The sequence below is a fragment of the Bacillus massiliigorillae genome, assembly GCF_000380245.2.
GTDB classification, from domain to species: Bacteria; Bacillota; Bacilli; order Bacillales; family DSM-1321; genus Bacillus_AD; species Bacillus_AD massiliigorillae.
Map to the genome: position 1 here is coordinate 260,610 of NZ_HG428741.1, position 15,211 is coordinate 275,820.

Below are 15,211 nucleotides of genomic sequence, written 5' to 3' on the forward strand. Positions count from 1 at the left end.
GAGGAAACAGAAGTATGGATGTGCAATCGCCACAATATGTAAAAGCTGTTATTTTTGATTGGGCTGGAACTACGGTAGATTATGGTTGCTTCTCACCGTTGGAAGTTTTTCTTGAGGTATTCAAGAAAAGAGGGATTGAGGTAACACATGAAGAAGCTCGAAAGCCAATGGGGTTATTAAAATGGGACCATATTAATGAAATGTGCCAAATGGAACGTATAGCGAATCTATGGAAAGAAAAGTTTGGTAGGTTTCCAGAGAAGCGTGATATCGACGAACTTTATGAAGATTTTGAGCCGTTGGTATTAACAACTTTGCCAAAGTATTGCAAGTTAATTCCTGGAGCGCTTGAGCTGGTAGAAAGATTAAGAAGAATGAATCTTAAAATTGGTTCAACGACTGGTTACACGGCTGAAATGATGGAAATTGTAACGCGTGAAGCTAGAAATCAAGGATATGCACCAGATTCATTAGTAACACCAAATGATGTACCAAATGGACGTCCATATCCTTGGATGATTTATCAGAATGCAATTAATATAGGTGTTTATCCGATGAATCATATCGTTAAAGTGGGCGATACGATTAGTGATATTAAAGAAGGTTTGAATGCTGGCACTTGGGTAGTAGGTGTACTTAAAGGAAGTAGTGAGCTAGGAATGACAGAGCAACAAGTTAGAGAATGCCCTCCAGATTTGCTTGAAGAAAAGATGGAAGTGGTGGCTCAAAGATTTAAAGACGCCGGTGCTCATTATGTAATTGATCAAATTGGAGATTTAGACCAACTTATTCCAAAAATCGACCTTCGTATATCTTTACAAGGAAATTAACCATGTAAGAAGCGTTGTTAAGATATAACTGAAAGGGGTGAATAATAAGGATGGATCATTTTAATTACTCGATAGGCATGATTGAAACGTATGGTTTTCCAGCTCTTATTGCTGCAGCAGATGCGGCAGGGAAAGCGGCTGATGTAAAAATTTTAACCTATCAAGGAGCCGATGCTGGACTTGTAACAGTCTTTATTATAGGAGATGTGTCTTCCGTACAATCTGCAGTTGCAATAGGTGAAAGTGAAGCAAGAAAAGTGGGAACATGCCTCTATTCACATATCATAGCTCGACCAGATGAAAACGTTCCAAAAATGATTTTACAAGCAATGAAAGAAAAGAAAGCGGAAGATCAAGCAAAACAAAAGAAAGCTCAAGTGGTTGAAAGTAATGAGATGACGAAAAAAAATATTCAAGAATTAAGAAAGATTGCAAGTGCTGTAGAATCATTTCCTTTAACTACTCAAGAAATAAACTCTGCGAAAAAAGATGATTTAATTAAGCTTTTGAATGATAGTGCTCAGAAGAAAGGTGGCGAAGAAGCATGATGTTAAGCGCAGATTTACAATCCGTGCAAGATGTTAGAACATTTCTTGAACAGGCTAAAGAAGCGCAACAAGTAATGAGTAAAATGACTCAAGAAGAAGTTGATCGTATCGTTCATCAAATGGCAAATGTTGCAAGAAAAGAGGCTAGTAGATTAGCATCATTAGCTGTAGAAGAAACGGGTTTTGGTAAATTAGAAGATAAAATGACTAAGAATTTATTTGCGGCTGAAGATGTTTACAATTCTATTAAAGAAATGAAAACTGTAGGCATTATTAACCGTGATGAAGAAAAAAATTATGGGAAATTGCACATCCAGTTGGAATTGTTGCTGCTATAGTACCCTCTACGAATCCCACCTCGACAACAATTTTTAAATCTTTAATTGCAATTAAAGCTAGAAACGCCATCGTATTTAGTCCACATCCATCAGCTGCTAATTGTACCTTTGAAACAGCAAGAATTTTACAAGAAGCTGCTATACAAGCAGGAGCTCCTCAAGGACTTATCTCGTGTCTTCGTTATCCAACAATGTTAGCCGTAAATGAATTAATGACACATCAATTAACAAATGTAATCTTAGCGACTGGCGGTTCTGCAATGGTGAAAGCCGCTTATAGTTCAGGGAAACCAGCATACGGAGTAGGACCTGGGAATGTCCCAGTCTACATTCACTCTAGTGCTCAAATTAGTAGTGCAGTTCAAAAAATTATCGAAAGTAAAACGTTTGATAATGGTACGATTTGCGCTTCTGAACAAGCTATTGTTGTAGACCGTAAAATTAAGAGAAAAGTAGTTTCTGAATTGAAGCGACAAGGTGCAGCGTTCATCGATGATTATGAGAAAGATCGAGTAGCATCGGTTATTTTGAAGAATGGTGCGTTGAATCCACAAATAGTTGGGAAGTCACCACAACAAATCGCAGAACTAGCAGGGATTATTGTTCCAAATCATACAACTGTCATACTTTCTGAAGAGACAGAGGTAGGAAAATCTCATCCGTTTTCGGTGGAAAAACTGTCTCCAATTTTAGCTTTGTATACGGTTGAGAGTGTAAATGAAGCAAAGCAGAAATGCCAACAGTTATTAGAGCTTGGAGGCATTGGTCATACAGCAGGTATTCATTGTGAAGAACAGGCTGTAATTGAAGATTTTGTTGCAGACTTATCTGTTTCAAGAGCTGTGATTAATGCTGGAACAACATTTGGGGGAATTGGTGCTACTACAGCTATTCAACCTTCACTTACATTAGGTTGTGGATCTTTTGGCAGCAATAGTACGTCTGACAATATTGGTCCGCAACATTTATTAAATATTAAACGTGTAGCATTTGGAATTCGTGAAATAACAAAAGCAAACATTCCGCAACAAGTAGTGGAGCAAGTTGCTTCAGCTGCTACACCATCTATTAGTAAAGATGATATAGCAGAAATTGTGAAAAATATATTACGAGAAATTCAATTTAGTAATAACTAAGGAGGAATAAACAATGGCAGATATGGGCGCATTAGGAATGGTTGAAACAAAAGGATTAGTAGGTGCAGTTGAAGCAGCAGATGCTATGGCAAAGGCTGCAAATGTTCAATTAATTGGTAAAGTTCATGTTGGTGGAGGGTTAGTTACGGTTATGGTTCGTGGAGATGTGGGAGCTGTAAAGGCTTCAACTGATGCGGGAGCAGCTGCTGCAGAAAAAGTGGGTGAGTTAGTTTCTGTACATGTTATTCCACGTCCTCATTCTGATATTGAGCTTATTCTTCCAAAATTGGAAGCGTAAACTTTATTATAACCAATGGCATTAATTACTGAATCTTCTTTAAGAGCCATGCACAAAGATGATCATTTATCTAACCCTTACATGATAAGTAAACAAGATAAAATTACACCGGCTGCAATTGATTTTTTAAGACAACGAGGAATTGAAATCAAATGGTCCAATTCCAATGTAGTTCAAGAAAAAAGTATCGAAGAGCAGTTCATTCCAGTAGGTGTATCGAATCGACATATTCATCTATCTGTAGAAGACCTGTTTACATTATTTGGTGAAGGATATGAATTAACTAAGTTTAAAAATCTATCACAATCTGGACAATTTGCAGCGAGAGAAACGATTACTTTATTAGGGCCGAAAGGTTTTATAAAAGATGTTCGAATTTTAGGGCCTTGTCGAGGTAGTACGCAAGTGGAGATTTCTAGAAGTGATAGTTTTCAACTTGGTATTCAGCCACCAATTCGACTATCAGGTGATATTGAAGAAACCCCAGGTATTACAATGATTGGACCTGGGGGACATATTGTTCTCTCAAAAGGAGTAATAATTGCTAAATGTCATGTTCATATGTCACCTGATGATGCAAGTAAGTTTATTGTCCAAGACGGTGAGAGTATCACTTTAAAAAGTTTGGGAGAACGCCCAATAGTATTTAGTGATGTTAAAGTTCGTGTTCATCCAAATTACTCCTTAGATTTTCATATTGATATGGATGAAGGTAATGCTGCGAATTTGAAAACCGGAGAATATGTTCAAGTCGTTAAAGTATAAGTAATTTCCTTTCCTGATATGGGAGGTTATTGGAATGGATATAAAAGAGACGGTTAAATCTATTGTAATCGAAGTATTACAAGCGATGAAAGAAGAAGAGCGACAGAGGTGCAAGGGAAAAGTATTGTTCATTTTCTGTGATAGCTCCGCTCATGAACCATTTAGTGATCAGTTTATTGAGTTGAGAAAGGCAAACATTGTATATGATTGTTTGTTTCTAGATGGAGAAACGTCATCGTGGTTGGGACTGCATAAAGTGGAATGTAGTGGAGCGAATCGAGTACTTGCTACAGATGAATTTGCACCTGCACCCATTGATCTAGTGAAAGATTATGATGGGATTATTATTCCTGAAATAGATTTGGAGAATGCTGCGCGACTTGTTTTAGGCATTAAAGGTACTATTAAATCTGAAATTATTCATTATGCCTTAATTGCAAATAAATTTGTGCTTGTTGGGGAAGCGCTTCCAGGTCTTAAACGATCTGAGAGAAAATGTTTACAAACAGTTAAGCTGCCGCCTTATTATGATAAACTCTTTCAGGATTATTTACGTAATTTTACTGCATTAGGAATCGATTTATTACCACAGCAATCATTCGCGAAGAATACCATAGAAAGACTAACTGATGTAAAGGAAGACACACTGGAAAGTGCAAGTGGAATGGATTCAGTTCAGGTCGATTTCGAAGGAAAGCTATTATCTGCCGAATGGGTATCATTACAAGGAAATGATTTAAGTGAGAAGATTACATTGTCAAAAGGAACGATTGTTTCACCTTTAGCTTATGATTTGCTAAATGAGAAGGGAATAGCTGTTCATTTTAACAATTGAAGGTGACGTATATGTTGCTAGGAAAAGTAGTTGGTAGTGTTTGGACTACTCAAAAGGAATCGGGGATGGAAAATCTCAAACTGCTAATGATAGAGCCAATGAATGGGTCTGATACTGTTATCATAGCAGCTGATCGAATAGGAGCAGGTGCTGGTGACGATGTCCTAATTACACAAGGAACACCTGCTCATCATTTATTTAATAATCGAAATGTACCCATAGATGCAGTAGTTGTAGGGATTGTAGACTCATTTGAAAGAAATAATTCCTGTTCTTAAATATGGGAGTGGATTAAATCATTCTTTATATAACGACTCTGTTAAATGGGGGAATCATTAATGAAGCAAATAGTTGTATGTACACAATGTGGCGATCGATGGTGGGAAGGTGCATTTGAAATGAACCCACATTATAAGCATTATGCGAAGAAAACGATTCTTAAGGGTTTATGTGAGGATTGTAATGATTATATGGCATTGTTAGTTCAAATAAGAGAGCGAGGAATATAATAATGAATTCTAAAACAAATTCAAATAATCCATATTTATTGTTAACGCCAGGCCCACTTTCCACTACTGATAGTGTGAAAGAAGTAATGATGAAGGATTGGTGTACATGGGATGATGACTATAATAATATCGTGCAATCAATAAGACGTAAGTTAGTTGCTCTTGCAACGGAGCGTACAGAGAAATATACATCTGTGTTAATGCAAGGTAGTGGTACTTTTTCAGTAGAATCTGTAATTGGAACAGTTATTCCTCGTGATGGTAAATTGTTGGTTATAGCAAACGGAGCTTATGGTAAACGAATTGCACAAATTGCGAATACTTTAGGTATTGCTTTAGTTGTACTAGAAAGTGATGAAATGTTATCACCGGATTTAGAGCGCATTCAGCAAACATTATCAGATGATTTAGCGATTACTCACGTAGCTGTTGTACATTGTGAAACAACTACAGGTATGCTTAATCCTATTAAACAAATCGGTGAGATTGTTAAAGGGCAAAATAGAATTTATATTGTAGATGCTATGAGTAGTTTCGGTGGCATTCAAATGGATATCGATCAATTGGGTATTGATTACTTAATTAGTTCAGCCAATAAATGCATTCAAGGTGTACCAGGGTTTGGATTTGTAATTGCTAAGATTGAAGAGTTTGAGAAGTGTAATAATCAAGCTCGATCATTGTCATTAGATTTATATGATCAATGGCAAACGATGGAGAATAATAATGGTAAATGGCGATTTACATCACCAACACATACAGTACGTGCTTTTTATCAAGCATTACATGAGCTTGAGGAAGAAGGCGGAGTAGAACAGAGACAAGAACGTTATGAAACAAATCATAGAGATCTAGTAGATGGCATGAGAGAATTTGGATTTAAGACCCTCCTAGCTGATGAGAACCAATCACCGATTATTACAGCTTTTCATTATCCAGAAAATAAAGACTTCACATTCCAACTATTTTATGAAAAGTTAAAAAGTAAAGGGTTTGTTATTTATCCAGGAAAAGTAACTGATTTACAAACATTTAGAATAGGAAATATAGGAGAAGTATACAAGACTAATATTGCAAACTTAATAGATGCTGTTCAAGAAAGCATGTACTGGCATACACATGCTTAATGTGAATCTATAGATTTATAGACGATGGCAACCCTCTGGAGAATGAAGAGTGAATCAACCACTTTTCATTCTTGTTCTTTATTATCTTGTAAATTATTTATTACTACTATTTAGAGGTGAATTCGTTGTCAGTTGCTGGTGAGGAAAGGAAGAAGAAAATTCTAGAGATTTTAGATGAAGAAGGCAAGGCGAAAGTAGCTGAGTTAGCAGTTAAATTGAAAGTGACAACAGAAACGATACGACGTTACTTAGAAGAATTAGCACAAGAAGAGAAATTAAAAAAAGTATACGGTGGAGCAGTGAAAGTATCATTTTATCACGATGAACCATCGGCTATTGAAAGAGAAATATTGTATGCGGATGAGAAGAAACGAATAGGAAAGAAAGCAGCTAGTCTTATTAATGATAATGAAGTCATTGCCATAGATGACGGTAGTACAACAATGCAATTAGCAAAGCATTTATGTAATAAATCAAATGTAACAATTATAACAAATTCGGTTACTGCGTTATCAGTACTTATGGAGAATCACTACCATCAGTATTTCACGGGACGCATTATTTTTTTAGGAGGAGAAATTAATTCTACTCATTATCGAACAGCAGGGGCAATTACTTTAGATATGATTGATGACTTTTTTGTAGATAAATATTTTATTGCAACGGACGGTCTTTCTATAGACAGAGGAATAACAAGCTATGATTCTACAAAGGGATTATTTACGAGGAAAATGATTGAACATGCTGACAAGTCGTTTATTCTGCTTGATCATTCGAAAATAGGGCATGAAACGCATTTTCGAATAGCAGATATGAGTGTCATTGATACGATTATATGTGATAAGCATTCTCCTCTAAATTGGGTTAATTGCTTAGAAAAAAATAAAATTAATTGGATAATAGCTGAAGAATAATTGAAGCGTCTATCTCGTGGAAATATTGGATAAGGAGTGGTTAACAGGAGGGATTTTTGTTGGATTATGTAATAGATTTTTATCATAAATATGTGTTTGAACATGGTGAAATGTATTTAAGAATTACGATTAGTGCTATTTTAGGCTTAGTCATAGGTTGGAATCGTTCATCTAATCATAAGCCTGCAGGTTTAAAAACCTATACGTATGTATCGGTCTCTAGTTCATTAATTACAATTATTTCTATATATAGTTCCGTAATGCTAAAAGAACCTGATAGCGGTACGATGATGGATCCAATGCGTTTAGCAGCGCAAATTGTATCTGGGCTAGGTTTTTTAGGTGCAGGTCTTATTATGAAAGAGGGATTAAGGGTAAAAGGCCTAACCTCTGCAGCGATGGTATTCTTTGCTGGTGGCGTTGGAATTGGAATTGGCGCAGGTTTTTATGGTATTGTCATCTTTTCTGTGTTTATCACCTTTTTATTTGCAAAAATCAGCAAATGGTTAGAGGAAAGAGAGTATTTCGAGAAAAAGGAAGTAGTTCGTGAACAAAAGGTAAAACGTATTCAAGGTTAGAAGATGTTCACGAACTGTGGTCAAGTGAGTTGCTTGAAAGGTATTGTCATGGAGATTTCCTTTTGGTATAGATGAGAAATATATCATCTATACCAAAAGCGTCCAAAATCAACCATCTATAAGTAACTTTTCTAAATTACCAATAGATGTAATAAGTATGAAGTAGCTTAAAAGAGTAAAGAGGCCTCCTGAAAGTGATAGAAAATCACTTTCAGGACTGCCTCTTTTATTTCGTATTTATAGTAATTGTTTCATTTAATGGTGCTGGCGTATCAGTGACGCTAGTAATTGTGTGTTTCGTTTTTACAATTGCCATACAGATCATGGCCATTAAAGAGATAAAGATAATATAGATGGCAACTGGTACCCAACTATTAAATTCGGCTACTAATGCAACTGCAACAAGTGGAGCTGTTCCTCCAAATAAAGCGGCCCCAAGTTGATAACCTACAGAAATACCTGTATAACGGATATTTGCACTAAATGTTTCAGAGAATAATGTTCCTAATACGGAAGTAATCATAGCCCATAGTGCAAAACCAATGATTGTGGCGATTGTTACCATAAGAATAGATTTTGTTTGAATGAATAAGAAGTATGGAAATGCGAATATTAGCATACCACCTGTTCCCCACATAAATATAGCTTTTCTACCAACGCGATCCGAAATCGTTCCGAATATAGGTATTAATATTGTGGCAACTAGTGTACCAATCGTAATTGCGTTTAGAATAGGTACTTTATTCATGTTTAAATTCGTCGTAGCGTAAGAAATAACAAATGTTGAGAAGATATAAAAGGGAGCTGTTTCTACAGCTTTTGCGCCTGCAGTAAGTAGAACTTCTTTCCAGTGATAGCGAAGGGTGTCAGCGATAGGAAGTTTAGAAATGGTTCCTTCATCTTTTGCTTTTTGAAAGTCAGGTGTTTCCTCTAAGCCATTTCGAATCCAAAGACCGATAAAAACGAGAAAAATACTTAGAACAAATGGAACGCGCCAACCCCAAGCAAGGAATTGATCATTTGGTAATAGACTCATCAGAGATACAGAAGCAGTTCCTAATAGTAGACCGACAGCTGAACCCATCATTGGTACACTACCACTAAATCCTTTGTTTTTGTTTTCGGAATACTCTACCGCTAGTAGAACTGCGCCACCCCACTCGCCTCCAACTGCAAATCCTTGAATTAAGCGTAATGTAATGAGTAGAATAGGAGCCCATACGCCAATTGTATCGTAGGTAGGTAGAAGTCCGATAAGCATCGTTGCACCACCCATTAAACTTAGTGTAAGCACCAGAGAACGTTTACGTCCAAGTTTGTCGCCAATATGACTGAAAACAATGCCGCCTAGCGGACGAAAGAAGTATGGTATACCAAATGATGCTAATGCAATGAGTGTGCCAACTAATGGTGAAAAGGTGGGGAAAAACAAATCATTTAATATAAGTGCTGCTACTGTTCCATAGAGTAGGTAGTCATAATATTCGATAGCACTTCCTATTAGGCTAGCAACTAAAGCTTTTACTCTAACTTTTTTTGATACTTCCATACTTTCACTCCTTTAATATAATAGTAGCTTTTTTTGTTGAAAGTGCTTACATAATCTGTTTTTCGAAAAAAATGCTTTTATTAGTCGATGTTCTTATCCCTCCTTACCACGTAAATTCACAGAATATTAACACTTTTGGTAATTATATCATCTTGTTTGAATGTTGACTATTTAATTTTTATTTATTTGTATTATTTTTTGTTTTGTGTGGGTTTTATTGTTTTTGTTGATAGTAAAATAGAACTAGTAAATATAGCAATTAAATAAAATGAAAAACAACTATTTTGAAAATAAAAACAAACAAAATAGTCATTTTGTGTTATACTCCATTTGTATCCAGAAAATTCAATCGCACATCACTTTACATCTAAATTAGGATTTTCTTATGATTTCTTCTTATGTAAATACATCATTGGTGATTTTCGTTTGACAAATTTAAAATCACATTTATTGGAGGAGTGTAAATGAAAGTTTTTTGTTTAGGTGGAGCAGGTAGAATTTGTAGTGAGGCTGTTCGTGATTTAGTCGAATACTCTAGCTTCGAAAAAATTACAATTGGTGACTTTAATGAAGAGATTGGTTTGGCTCTTATTAAGGAATTAGATGATCCAAGACTCGACTTTGTTAAAGTGAATGTGCATGATCATGAAGATACAGTGAGCAAGATGAAGGGTTATGACATTGTAATGGATGGAACAACTATTACGTTAAATGGCTTATCAACAGCTGCTATTGCGGAAGCTGGTTGTCATGGTATTAACTTGAATGGCTTTGGAGCAGAAGAAGAAGCAAATGAAATGTTTAAAGCAAATCAAAAAACATGTGTACCAGGTTTCGGTATGACTCCAGGTGTAACACAGATGATGGCGATGTGTGCTGCCAATCAGCTAGATACAATTGATTCTATCCGTGTAAGCCATGGAGCTTTTCGTCCAATCGCATTTTCACGAGCAATTGCGGAAACAACAACGTATGAATATGACCCTGATCTACCTGGTCGAGTAGTATATGAAAACGGTGAATTTATACAAGTTCCTCCATTTGCGAGACCGAGAGAAATTCAATTACCTGAACCATATGGAAAAACCGTTCAATATATTATTCCACATGCTGAAACAAAAACGTTAGCTCAAGCACTATCTCATAAAGGTGTTAACTTAATTGAAGTTCGAGGGACATGGCCAGAAAAAAATATGCAATTAATTCGTGCCCTATATGATTGGGGTATTTTAAGAAATGATAAAATTAAGATTGAAAATGTTGAAGTGGGCATTATGGATTGTGTTGCAGAATATTTATTCCAATCAAAAGAAGGGCAAGAAACGGACCTTTACGGTTACTCATTGCATGTTGAGGTGATTGGTAAGAAGGATGGTAAAACCGTTCAGCATATCTTATATCACACACACCCGGCATCGGATGGGTCTGTAAAAGGCTGGGAGAAATTACGCGCGTATATTCGAAATGTAGGTATTCCGATGGCGATTGCGACTGAAATAATTGCAAAAGGGGAAGTTGAAAAAACAGGAGTTATTATTCCTGAAGAAGCATTTGATCCAAGTGCAATTTTTAAAGAGTTGGAAAAAAGAGGTATATACATTCGTGAAGAAATTACGTATGTAGAAGAGCAAAGAGAAAAAGCTACACAACAATAATTAATTATAACTAATGAAATAATAAGAGGCGTTCTAAAAGTGATTTTCAATCACTTTTGGAACGCCTCTTTACGCTTTTAAGTTGCTTCGTACTTGTTTACATCTAATCGTAATTTAGGTTAGGTTACTTGAAATGGATGGTTTATGGCGCTTTTGGTCAAGATGAAAAAATCTATAGCTACTTGAAAATTAAAGAATTTCTTTTTTGTACATACTAACCAAAAGTCAGATTTGACATATGGATCGCTCTTTTTAGGCTACTGCTTTTTTTGATAACTTCGTTTGTTTTTTAGTGAAACGATTGGCTATTTGTGCGCCTATGGACAGACTAATGATTAAGTTTATTACAGCGGGTACTGCACCTAATCCGCCGAAATATTCTGAAGCTAAAATTCCAGCTAATGCTGAATTACATAGTGATGTTTGAAATAATGCTGCTCTTGCATCAGCTTCATCTTGAAATACAACTTTAGCAATCCAATAACAAATGATCATTGGAATAATAGTTTGTAATAACACTGCGAAAAGAATGATAGGTAAGAGGGAAATTTCTTTGGCTATATAATATTTACCGTTTCCCATTAAAGTATGAATTACGATTAATAATGAAATTGGAGATAATAACTTTGTTACGTTTCCAGAATGTTGAGGCAATTGTGGGAACACTCGTTGTAATGTTATACCAGCTACAATTGGAATGATAACGATGATTAAAAAAGATTTTAGTAAACTAATAAACGAAAGAGAAATAGTTGCTGTGTCTAAGCCAATCATAGCAAGTGGCGCAACTACAGGGCTAATAACGACATCTAGAAGTGAGGCGGCTATTACTAATGATATATTTCCTCCGGCTAGAAAGGTATATAATGTAGCGGCTGTTGCACTTGGAACTGCCCCGGTTAATATGAGACCTGCAGCTAATTCAGCGTGAGAAGAGAGAAAAATATGTGCGATAGCAACTGAAATAATTATTGTTATAGTCCATTTCATTAAAACTGTTATAGCTAATTCTTTTTTCTTATAGCGAATTTCTTTTAGAGCATTAGTATTCATAGATAATCCAGTAAAGAAAATCACCATCCCTAAAAATATTCTAGGAACTGAAGAAGGAGCATCCCAGTATACGGGTGAGAAATAAGTTGCGATGGAAACAAGCAGAATAAGTAATCCTAATTGTTTAGAGAAAAATTCAGCTAATGTTTTCATATAATTTTCCTTTCTTAATCAAAACGATATTTTAATTATTCAGAAAAATCTTTTTTTTATCAAGTAATTATTTATAAATATCAAAAAAACTTAAAAAAAGTTCATAAATATAGAATCTGATAATAGAGGGATTGTAAGCGGATGCATAAAACTAATTAATCGAAATTATCTAATATTTCATAAAAATTCTATTGACGGTTACCAGAAATCAGCGTAATATTAGCGACAAATAAATATAAAAAATATTTAAAAAATTAAATATGTATAAGTGTAGAAGAGGACAATTAGCTTTACATTTTGACTTCACAGAGAGCTGGGATGGTGGAAACCAGCATGATCAATTTAAAGTGAACTCACCTCTGAGCGTCGGCTTGAAACATTATTGGATTAGAGCTGAACGGGTGTTACCAGCACTCGTTATCAAATAGAACTAGTGCGTACAATTTTTGTACGAATAAGGGTGGTACCGTGGATTGGTTAAATTATACCTCTTCACCCCTTAAGCCTGTTAAACGAGGCATCTGTGGGTGAAGGGGTTTTTATATTTGCTGCTACAAACCACAGATGATGCATGGGAAAATAGGATCATTAAACAAGATTAATTGTGGGGAGGTTGGTTGTGTGTCACAGAAAACAGCGACGCCAGAGCAAAAAGAAACAACAACTACAAAATCGGGAGCACAATTTTTACTAAGTGCTTTAAAGAAGCAGAATGTTGAAGTGATGTTTGGCTATCCGGGTGGAGCAGTATTACCAATTTATGATGAAATTTACGATGCTGGTATTAAGCATATTTTAACCCGTCATGAACAAGGAGCTATTCACGCTGCTGAAGGATATGCCAGAATAACTGGAAAACCAGGTGTTGTTATAGCAACTTCAGGGCCGGGAGCAACGAATATCATCACAGGGCTGGCGGATGCCATGATTGATTCTTTACCTTTAGTAGTTATTACAGGACAGGTTGCTACTTCAGTTATTGGATCAGATGCATTCCAGGAAGCCGATGTTTTAGGGATTACGACACCAATTACGAAACATAATTATCAAGTTCGTAATGTAGAAGATCTTCCACGTATCATTAAAGAGGCCTTCTATATCGCTTCATCAGGAAGACCAGGACCGGTATTAATTGATATTCCGAAAGATATTGCATTAACGAAAGCAGAAGCAAACGAAGATCCAGAAATTAATCTACCAGGTTATCAACCTACGATTAAACCGAACTATTTACAAATTCGAAAATTGATTGAAGCAGTAAGTGCAGCAAAGAAACCTGTCATTCTTGCGGGTGCAGGTGTGCTACATGCTAAAGCTTCAGATCAATTAAGAGAATACGCAGAGCAACAAGGTATTCCAGTTGTTCATACATTATTAGGATTAGGTGGGTTCCCAGCAGAACATCCATTGTTTGTAGGTATGGCTGGAATGCATGGTGTTTATGCAGCGAACATGGCACTTTATGAAAGTGACTTATTAATCAGTATAGGAGCTCGCTTTGATGACCGAGTAACTGGAAACTTACAATCATTTGCTCCACATGCTACAGTAGCTCACATTGACATTGATCCTGCTGAAATTGGCAAAAATGTACCGACAGCTATTCCGGTAGTTGGTGATGCAAAGGAAACATTAATTAGTTTAATTAAACAAAACGGCAAAAAGTCTGAATCTTCTGAGTGGAGAGCAACGATTGATAGTTGGAAAGAACGTTATCCACTACATTATGACCGAGATAAAACAGATGTGCTAAAACCACAAAAAGTTATTGAATTAGTTCATGAATTAACTGATGGCGATGCAATTGTGGTTACAGATGTAGGGCAGCATCAAATGTGGTCAGCTCAATATTACAAATTAAACAAACCAGATGCTTGGGTAACTTCAGGCGGTCTAGGGACAATGGGGTTCTGTGTTCCGGCAGCGATTGGAGCACAATTAGCTGATCGCTCTAAAACAGTTATTGCTGTAGTAGGTGACGGTGGTTTCCAAATGACATCTCAAGAACTAGGTGTTATGGCAGAGATGAACTTACCAATTAAGATAGTTATCTTAAATAATAATGCGCTTGGAATGGTTCGCCAATGGCAGGAATTATTCCATAACGAAAGATATTCTCATAGCTTGTTAACAAGTCAGCCATCATTCGTGAAATTAGCTGATGCTTATGGTATTAAAGGCTTCCAAGCTAGTACGAGTGAAGAAGCTGAAGCTGCATTACGTGAAGCGTTAAATACACCTGAACCAGTGTTAATTGATATGAGAGTAGAAGCAATGGAAAATGTTTATCCAATGGTTGCTCCAGGTAAAGGTCTTCATGAGATGGAGGGATATGAAGGATGAGAGGAATCATCACACTAACAGTTATGAATCGACCAGGTGTACTAAATAGAATCACTAATCTATTTTCTAAACGAAATTATAATATTGAGAGCATTACAGTAGGTCATTCTGAACAAGAAGACATTTCTCGAATGACAGTTGTAGTAAATGTGGATGATGAGAGAGTCTTAGAACAAATGACAAAACAATTGAATAAGCAAATTGATGTCATTAAAGTAACTGAACTATCCAATCAGTCAATTGTTTCTAGAGAATTAGCTCTAGTGAAAGTGGTAGTTACGCCGCAAAATCGTAGCGAAATCTACGCGCTAGTAGAGCCATTTAGAGCTTCTGTAATAGATGTAAGTAAAGATAGTGTTGTATTCCAAATTACAGGTGAATCTGATAAAGTCGAGGCTTTTGTAGAGCTAGTAAGACCATACGGTATTAAAGAATTAGCGCGTACAGGAACTACAGCATTCCCAAGAGGTACGCAAAAGACATCAGCATTACCTTCGAATTTTTCAATCGTGTAATTCATCGCTTAAATAGCGATGTTATATAAAAAATAAAAATAAAAAATGTAAATTAAAGGGAGATA

General features: G+C 36.0%; 15 protein-coding genes, 1 pseudogene and 1 other annotated feature. Of the genes and pseudogenes, 14 read left to right on the plus strand and 2 right to left on the minus strand.

Translation table 11 applies throughout. From position 1 onward, the window contains the following. Positions 1–14: 14 nt before the first annotated feature. The 11 genes and pseudogenes from phnX (at position 15) to TX86_RS01245 (ending at position 7,878) form a co-directional block, all read left to right on the plus strand. On the plus strand, positions 15–830 hold the full coding sequence (gene phnX / locus TX86_RS01200) for a phosphonoacetaldehyde hydrolase (RefSeq protein ID WP_042345507.1): 816 nt from the start codon (positions 15–17) through the stop codon (positions 828–830). 50 nt (positions 831–880) lie between these two features. Further along, a complete protein-coding gene (locus TX86_RS01205; RefSeq protein WP_042345509.1) occupies positions 881–1,378 on the plus strand; it encodes a BMC domain-containing protein in 498 nt (165 codons plus the stop codon). Then, a pseudogene (locus TX86_RS01210) lies at positions 1,375–2,852 on the plus strand (acetaldehyde dehydrogenase (acetylating)). Before TX86_RS01205 ends, TX86_RS01210 begins: the two are co-directional and overlap by 4 nt. 13 nt (positions 2,853–2,865) lie before the next feature. After that, entirely contained in the window at positions 2,866–3,150 is a 285-nt protein-coding gene (locus TX86_RS01215) for a BMC domain-containing protein (RefSeq protein ID WP_042345511.1), read from the plus strand. A gap of 48 nt (positions 3,151–3,198) precedes the next feature. Next, positions 3,199–3,915 carry a phosphate propanoyltransferase gene (pduL, locus tag TX86_RS01220; RefSeq protein ID WP_439096716.1) on the plus strand — a complete coding sequence of 239 codons (717 nt, stop codon included), beginning with the start codon at positions 3,199–3,201 and terminating at the stop codon, positions 3,913–3,915. Positions 3,916–3,949: 34 nt separating this feature from the next. Then, positions 3,950–4,750 carry a hypothetical protein gene (locus tag TX86_RS01225; protein WP_042345515.1) on the plus strand — a complete coding sequence of 267 codons (801 nt, stop codon included), beginning with the start codon at positions 3,950–3,952 and terminating at the stop codon, positions 4,748–4,750. A gap of 11 nt (positions 4,751–4,761) precedes the next feature. Further along, entirely contained in the window at positions 4,762–5,028 is a 267-nt protein-coding gene (locus tag TX86_RS01230) for a EutN/CcmL family microcompartment protein (protein ID WP_042345517.1), read from the plus strand. Between the two features lie 60 nt (positions 5,029–5,088). Next, entirely contained in the window at positions 5,089–5,259 is a 171-nt protein-coding gene (locus TX86_RS26535; protein ID WP_154663028.1) for a hypothetical protein, read from the plus strand. Positions 5,260–5,261: 2 nt separating this feature from the next. Continuing rightward, the gene (gene phnW, locus TX86_RS01235) at positions 5,262–6,386 is read left to right on the plus strand and encodes a 2-aminoethylphosphonate--pyruvate transaminase (RefSeq protein WP_042345520.1); all 1,125 of its coding nucleotides are present in this window, start codon (positions 5,262–5,264) and stop codon (positions 6,384–6,386) included. A gap of 125 nt (positions 6,387–6,511) precedes the next feature. Next, positions 6,512–7,300, plus strand: a complete 789-nt coding sequence (locus tag TX86_RS01240; RefSeq protein WP_042345522.1) for a DeoR/GlpR family DNA-binding transcription regulator — start codon at positions 6,512–6,514, stop codon at positions 7,298–7,300. Between the two features lie 110 nt (positions 7,301–7,410). Next, positions 7,411–7,878 carry an MgtC/SapB family protein gene (locus tag TX86_RS01245; RefSeq protein WP_042350009.1) on the plus strand — a complete coding sequence of 156 codons (468 nt, stop codon included), beginning with the start codon at positions 7,411–7,413 and terminating at the stop codon, positions 7,876–7,878. Between the two features lie 226 nt (positions 7,879–8,104). Here the strand turns inward: TX86_RS01245 and TX86_RS01250 are convergent, their stop codons facing one another. Beyond that, complete coding sequence (locus TX86_RS01250; protein ID WP_081707519.1) at positions 8,105–9,427, minus strand: MFS transporter; 1,323 nt, start codon at positions 9,425–9,427, stop codon at positions 8,105–8,107. A 464-nt stretch (positions 9,428–9,891) separates the two neighbouring features. Here TX86_RS01250 and TX86_RS01255 point away from each other — a divergent pair, with 464 nt between their 5' ends. Next, positions 9,892–11,082 carry a saccharopine dehydrogenase family protein gene (locus TX86_RS01255; RefSeq protein WP_042345524.1) on the plus strand — a complete coding sequence of 397 codons (1,191 nt, stop codon included), beginning with the start codon at positions 9,892–9,894 and terminating at the stop codon, positions 11,080–11,082. A gap of 252 nt (positions 11,083–11,334) precedes the next feature. Here the strand turns inward: TX86_RS01255 and TX86_RS01260 are convergent, their stop codons facing one another. After that, a complete protein-coding gene (locus tag TX86_RS01260; protein ID WP_042345528.1) occupies positions 11,335–12,288 on the minus strand; it encodes a bile acid:sodium symporter family protein in 954 nt (317 codons plus the stop codon). 262 nt (positions 12,289–12,550) lie between these two features. Next, positions 12,551–12,791, plus strand: a binding site (T-box leader). A gap of 118 nt (positions 12,792–12,909) precedes the next feature. On the opposite strand from TX86_RS01260, the gene ilvB reads away from it, so the two are divergent. Further along, positions 12,910–14,631 (plus strand): acetolactate synthase large subunit, encoded by a 1,722-nt coding sequence (gene ilvB / locus TX86_RS01265; protein WP_042345529.1) that lies wholly within the window; start codon positions 12,910–12,912, stop codon positions 14,629–14,631. Next, positions 14,628–15,146 (plus strand): acetolactate synthase small subunit, encoded by a 519-nt coding sequence (ilvN, locus tag TX86_RS01270; RefSeq protein WP_042345531.1) that lies wholly within the window; start codon positions 14,628–14,630, stop codon positions 15,144–15,146. The genes ilvB and ilvN overlap by 4 nt, the downstream gene beginning before the upstream one ends. The last annotated feature ends 65 nt before the right edge of the window (positions 15,147–15,211 follow it).

Coding starts and splice junctions, on each gene's coding strand:
- TX86_RS01225 (WP_042345515.1), top strand. CDS start 3,950: ATGGATATAAAAGAGACGGTTAAATCTATTGTAATCGAAGTATTACAA.
- TX86_RS01205 (WP_042345509.1), top strand. CDS start 881: ATGGATCATTTTAATTACTCGATAGGCATGATTGAAACGTATGGTTTT.
- TX86_RS01255 (WP_042345524.1), top strand. CDS start 9,892: ATGAAAGTTTTTTGTTTAGGTGGAGCAGGTAGAATTTGTAGTGAGGCT.
- TX86_RS01215 (WP_042345511.1), top strand. CDS start 2,866: ATGGCAGATATGGGCGCATTAGGAATGGTTGAAACAAAAGGATTAGTA.
- ilvN (WP_042345531.1), top strand. CDS start 14,628: ATGAGAGGAATCATCACACTAACAGTTATGAATCGACCAGGTGTACTA.
- TX86_RS01230 (WP_042345517.1), top strand. CDS start 4,762: ATGTTGCTAGGAAAAGTAGTTGGTAGTGTTTGGACTACTCAAAAGGAA.
- TX86_RS26535 (WP_154663028.1), top strand. CDS start 5,089: ATGAAGCAAATAGTTGTATGTACACAATGTGGCGATCGATGGTGGGAA.
- phnX (WP_042345507.1), top strand. CDS start 15: ATGGATGTGCAATCGCCACAATATGTAAAAGCTGTTATTTTTGATTGG.
- TX86_RS01260 (WP_042345528.1), bottom strand. CDS start 12,288: ATGAAAACATTAGCTGAATTTTTCTCTAAACAATTAGGATTACTTATT.
- TX86_RS01250 (WP_081707519.1), bottom strand. CDS start 9,427: ATGGAAGTATCAAAAAAAGTTAGAGTAAAAGCTTTAGTTGCTAGCCTA.
- phnW (WP_042345520.1), top strand. CDS start 5,262: ATGAATTCTAAAACAAATTCAAATAATCCATATTTATTGTTAACGCCA.
- TX86_RS01245 (WP_042350009.1), top strand. CDS start 7,411: ATGTATTTAAGAATTACGATTAGTGCTATTTTAGGCTTAGTCATAGGT.
- pduL (WP_439096716.1), top strand. CDS start 3,199: ATGCACAAAGATGATCATTTATCTAACCCTTACATGATAAGTAAACAA.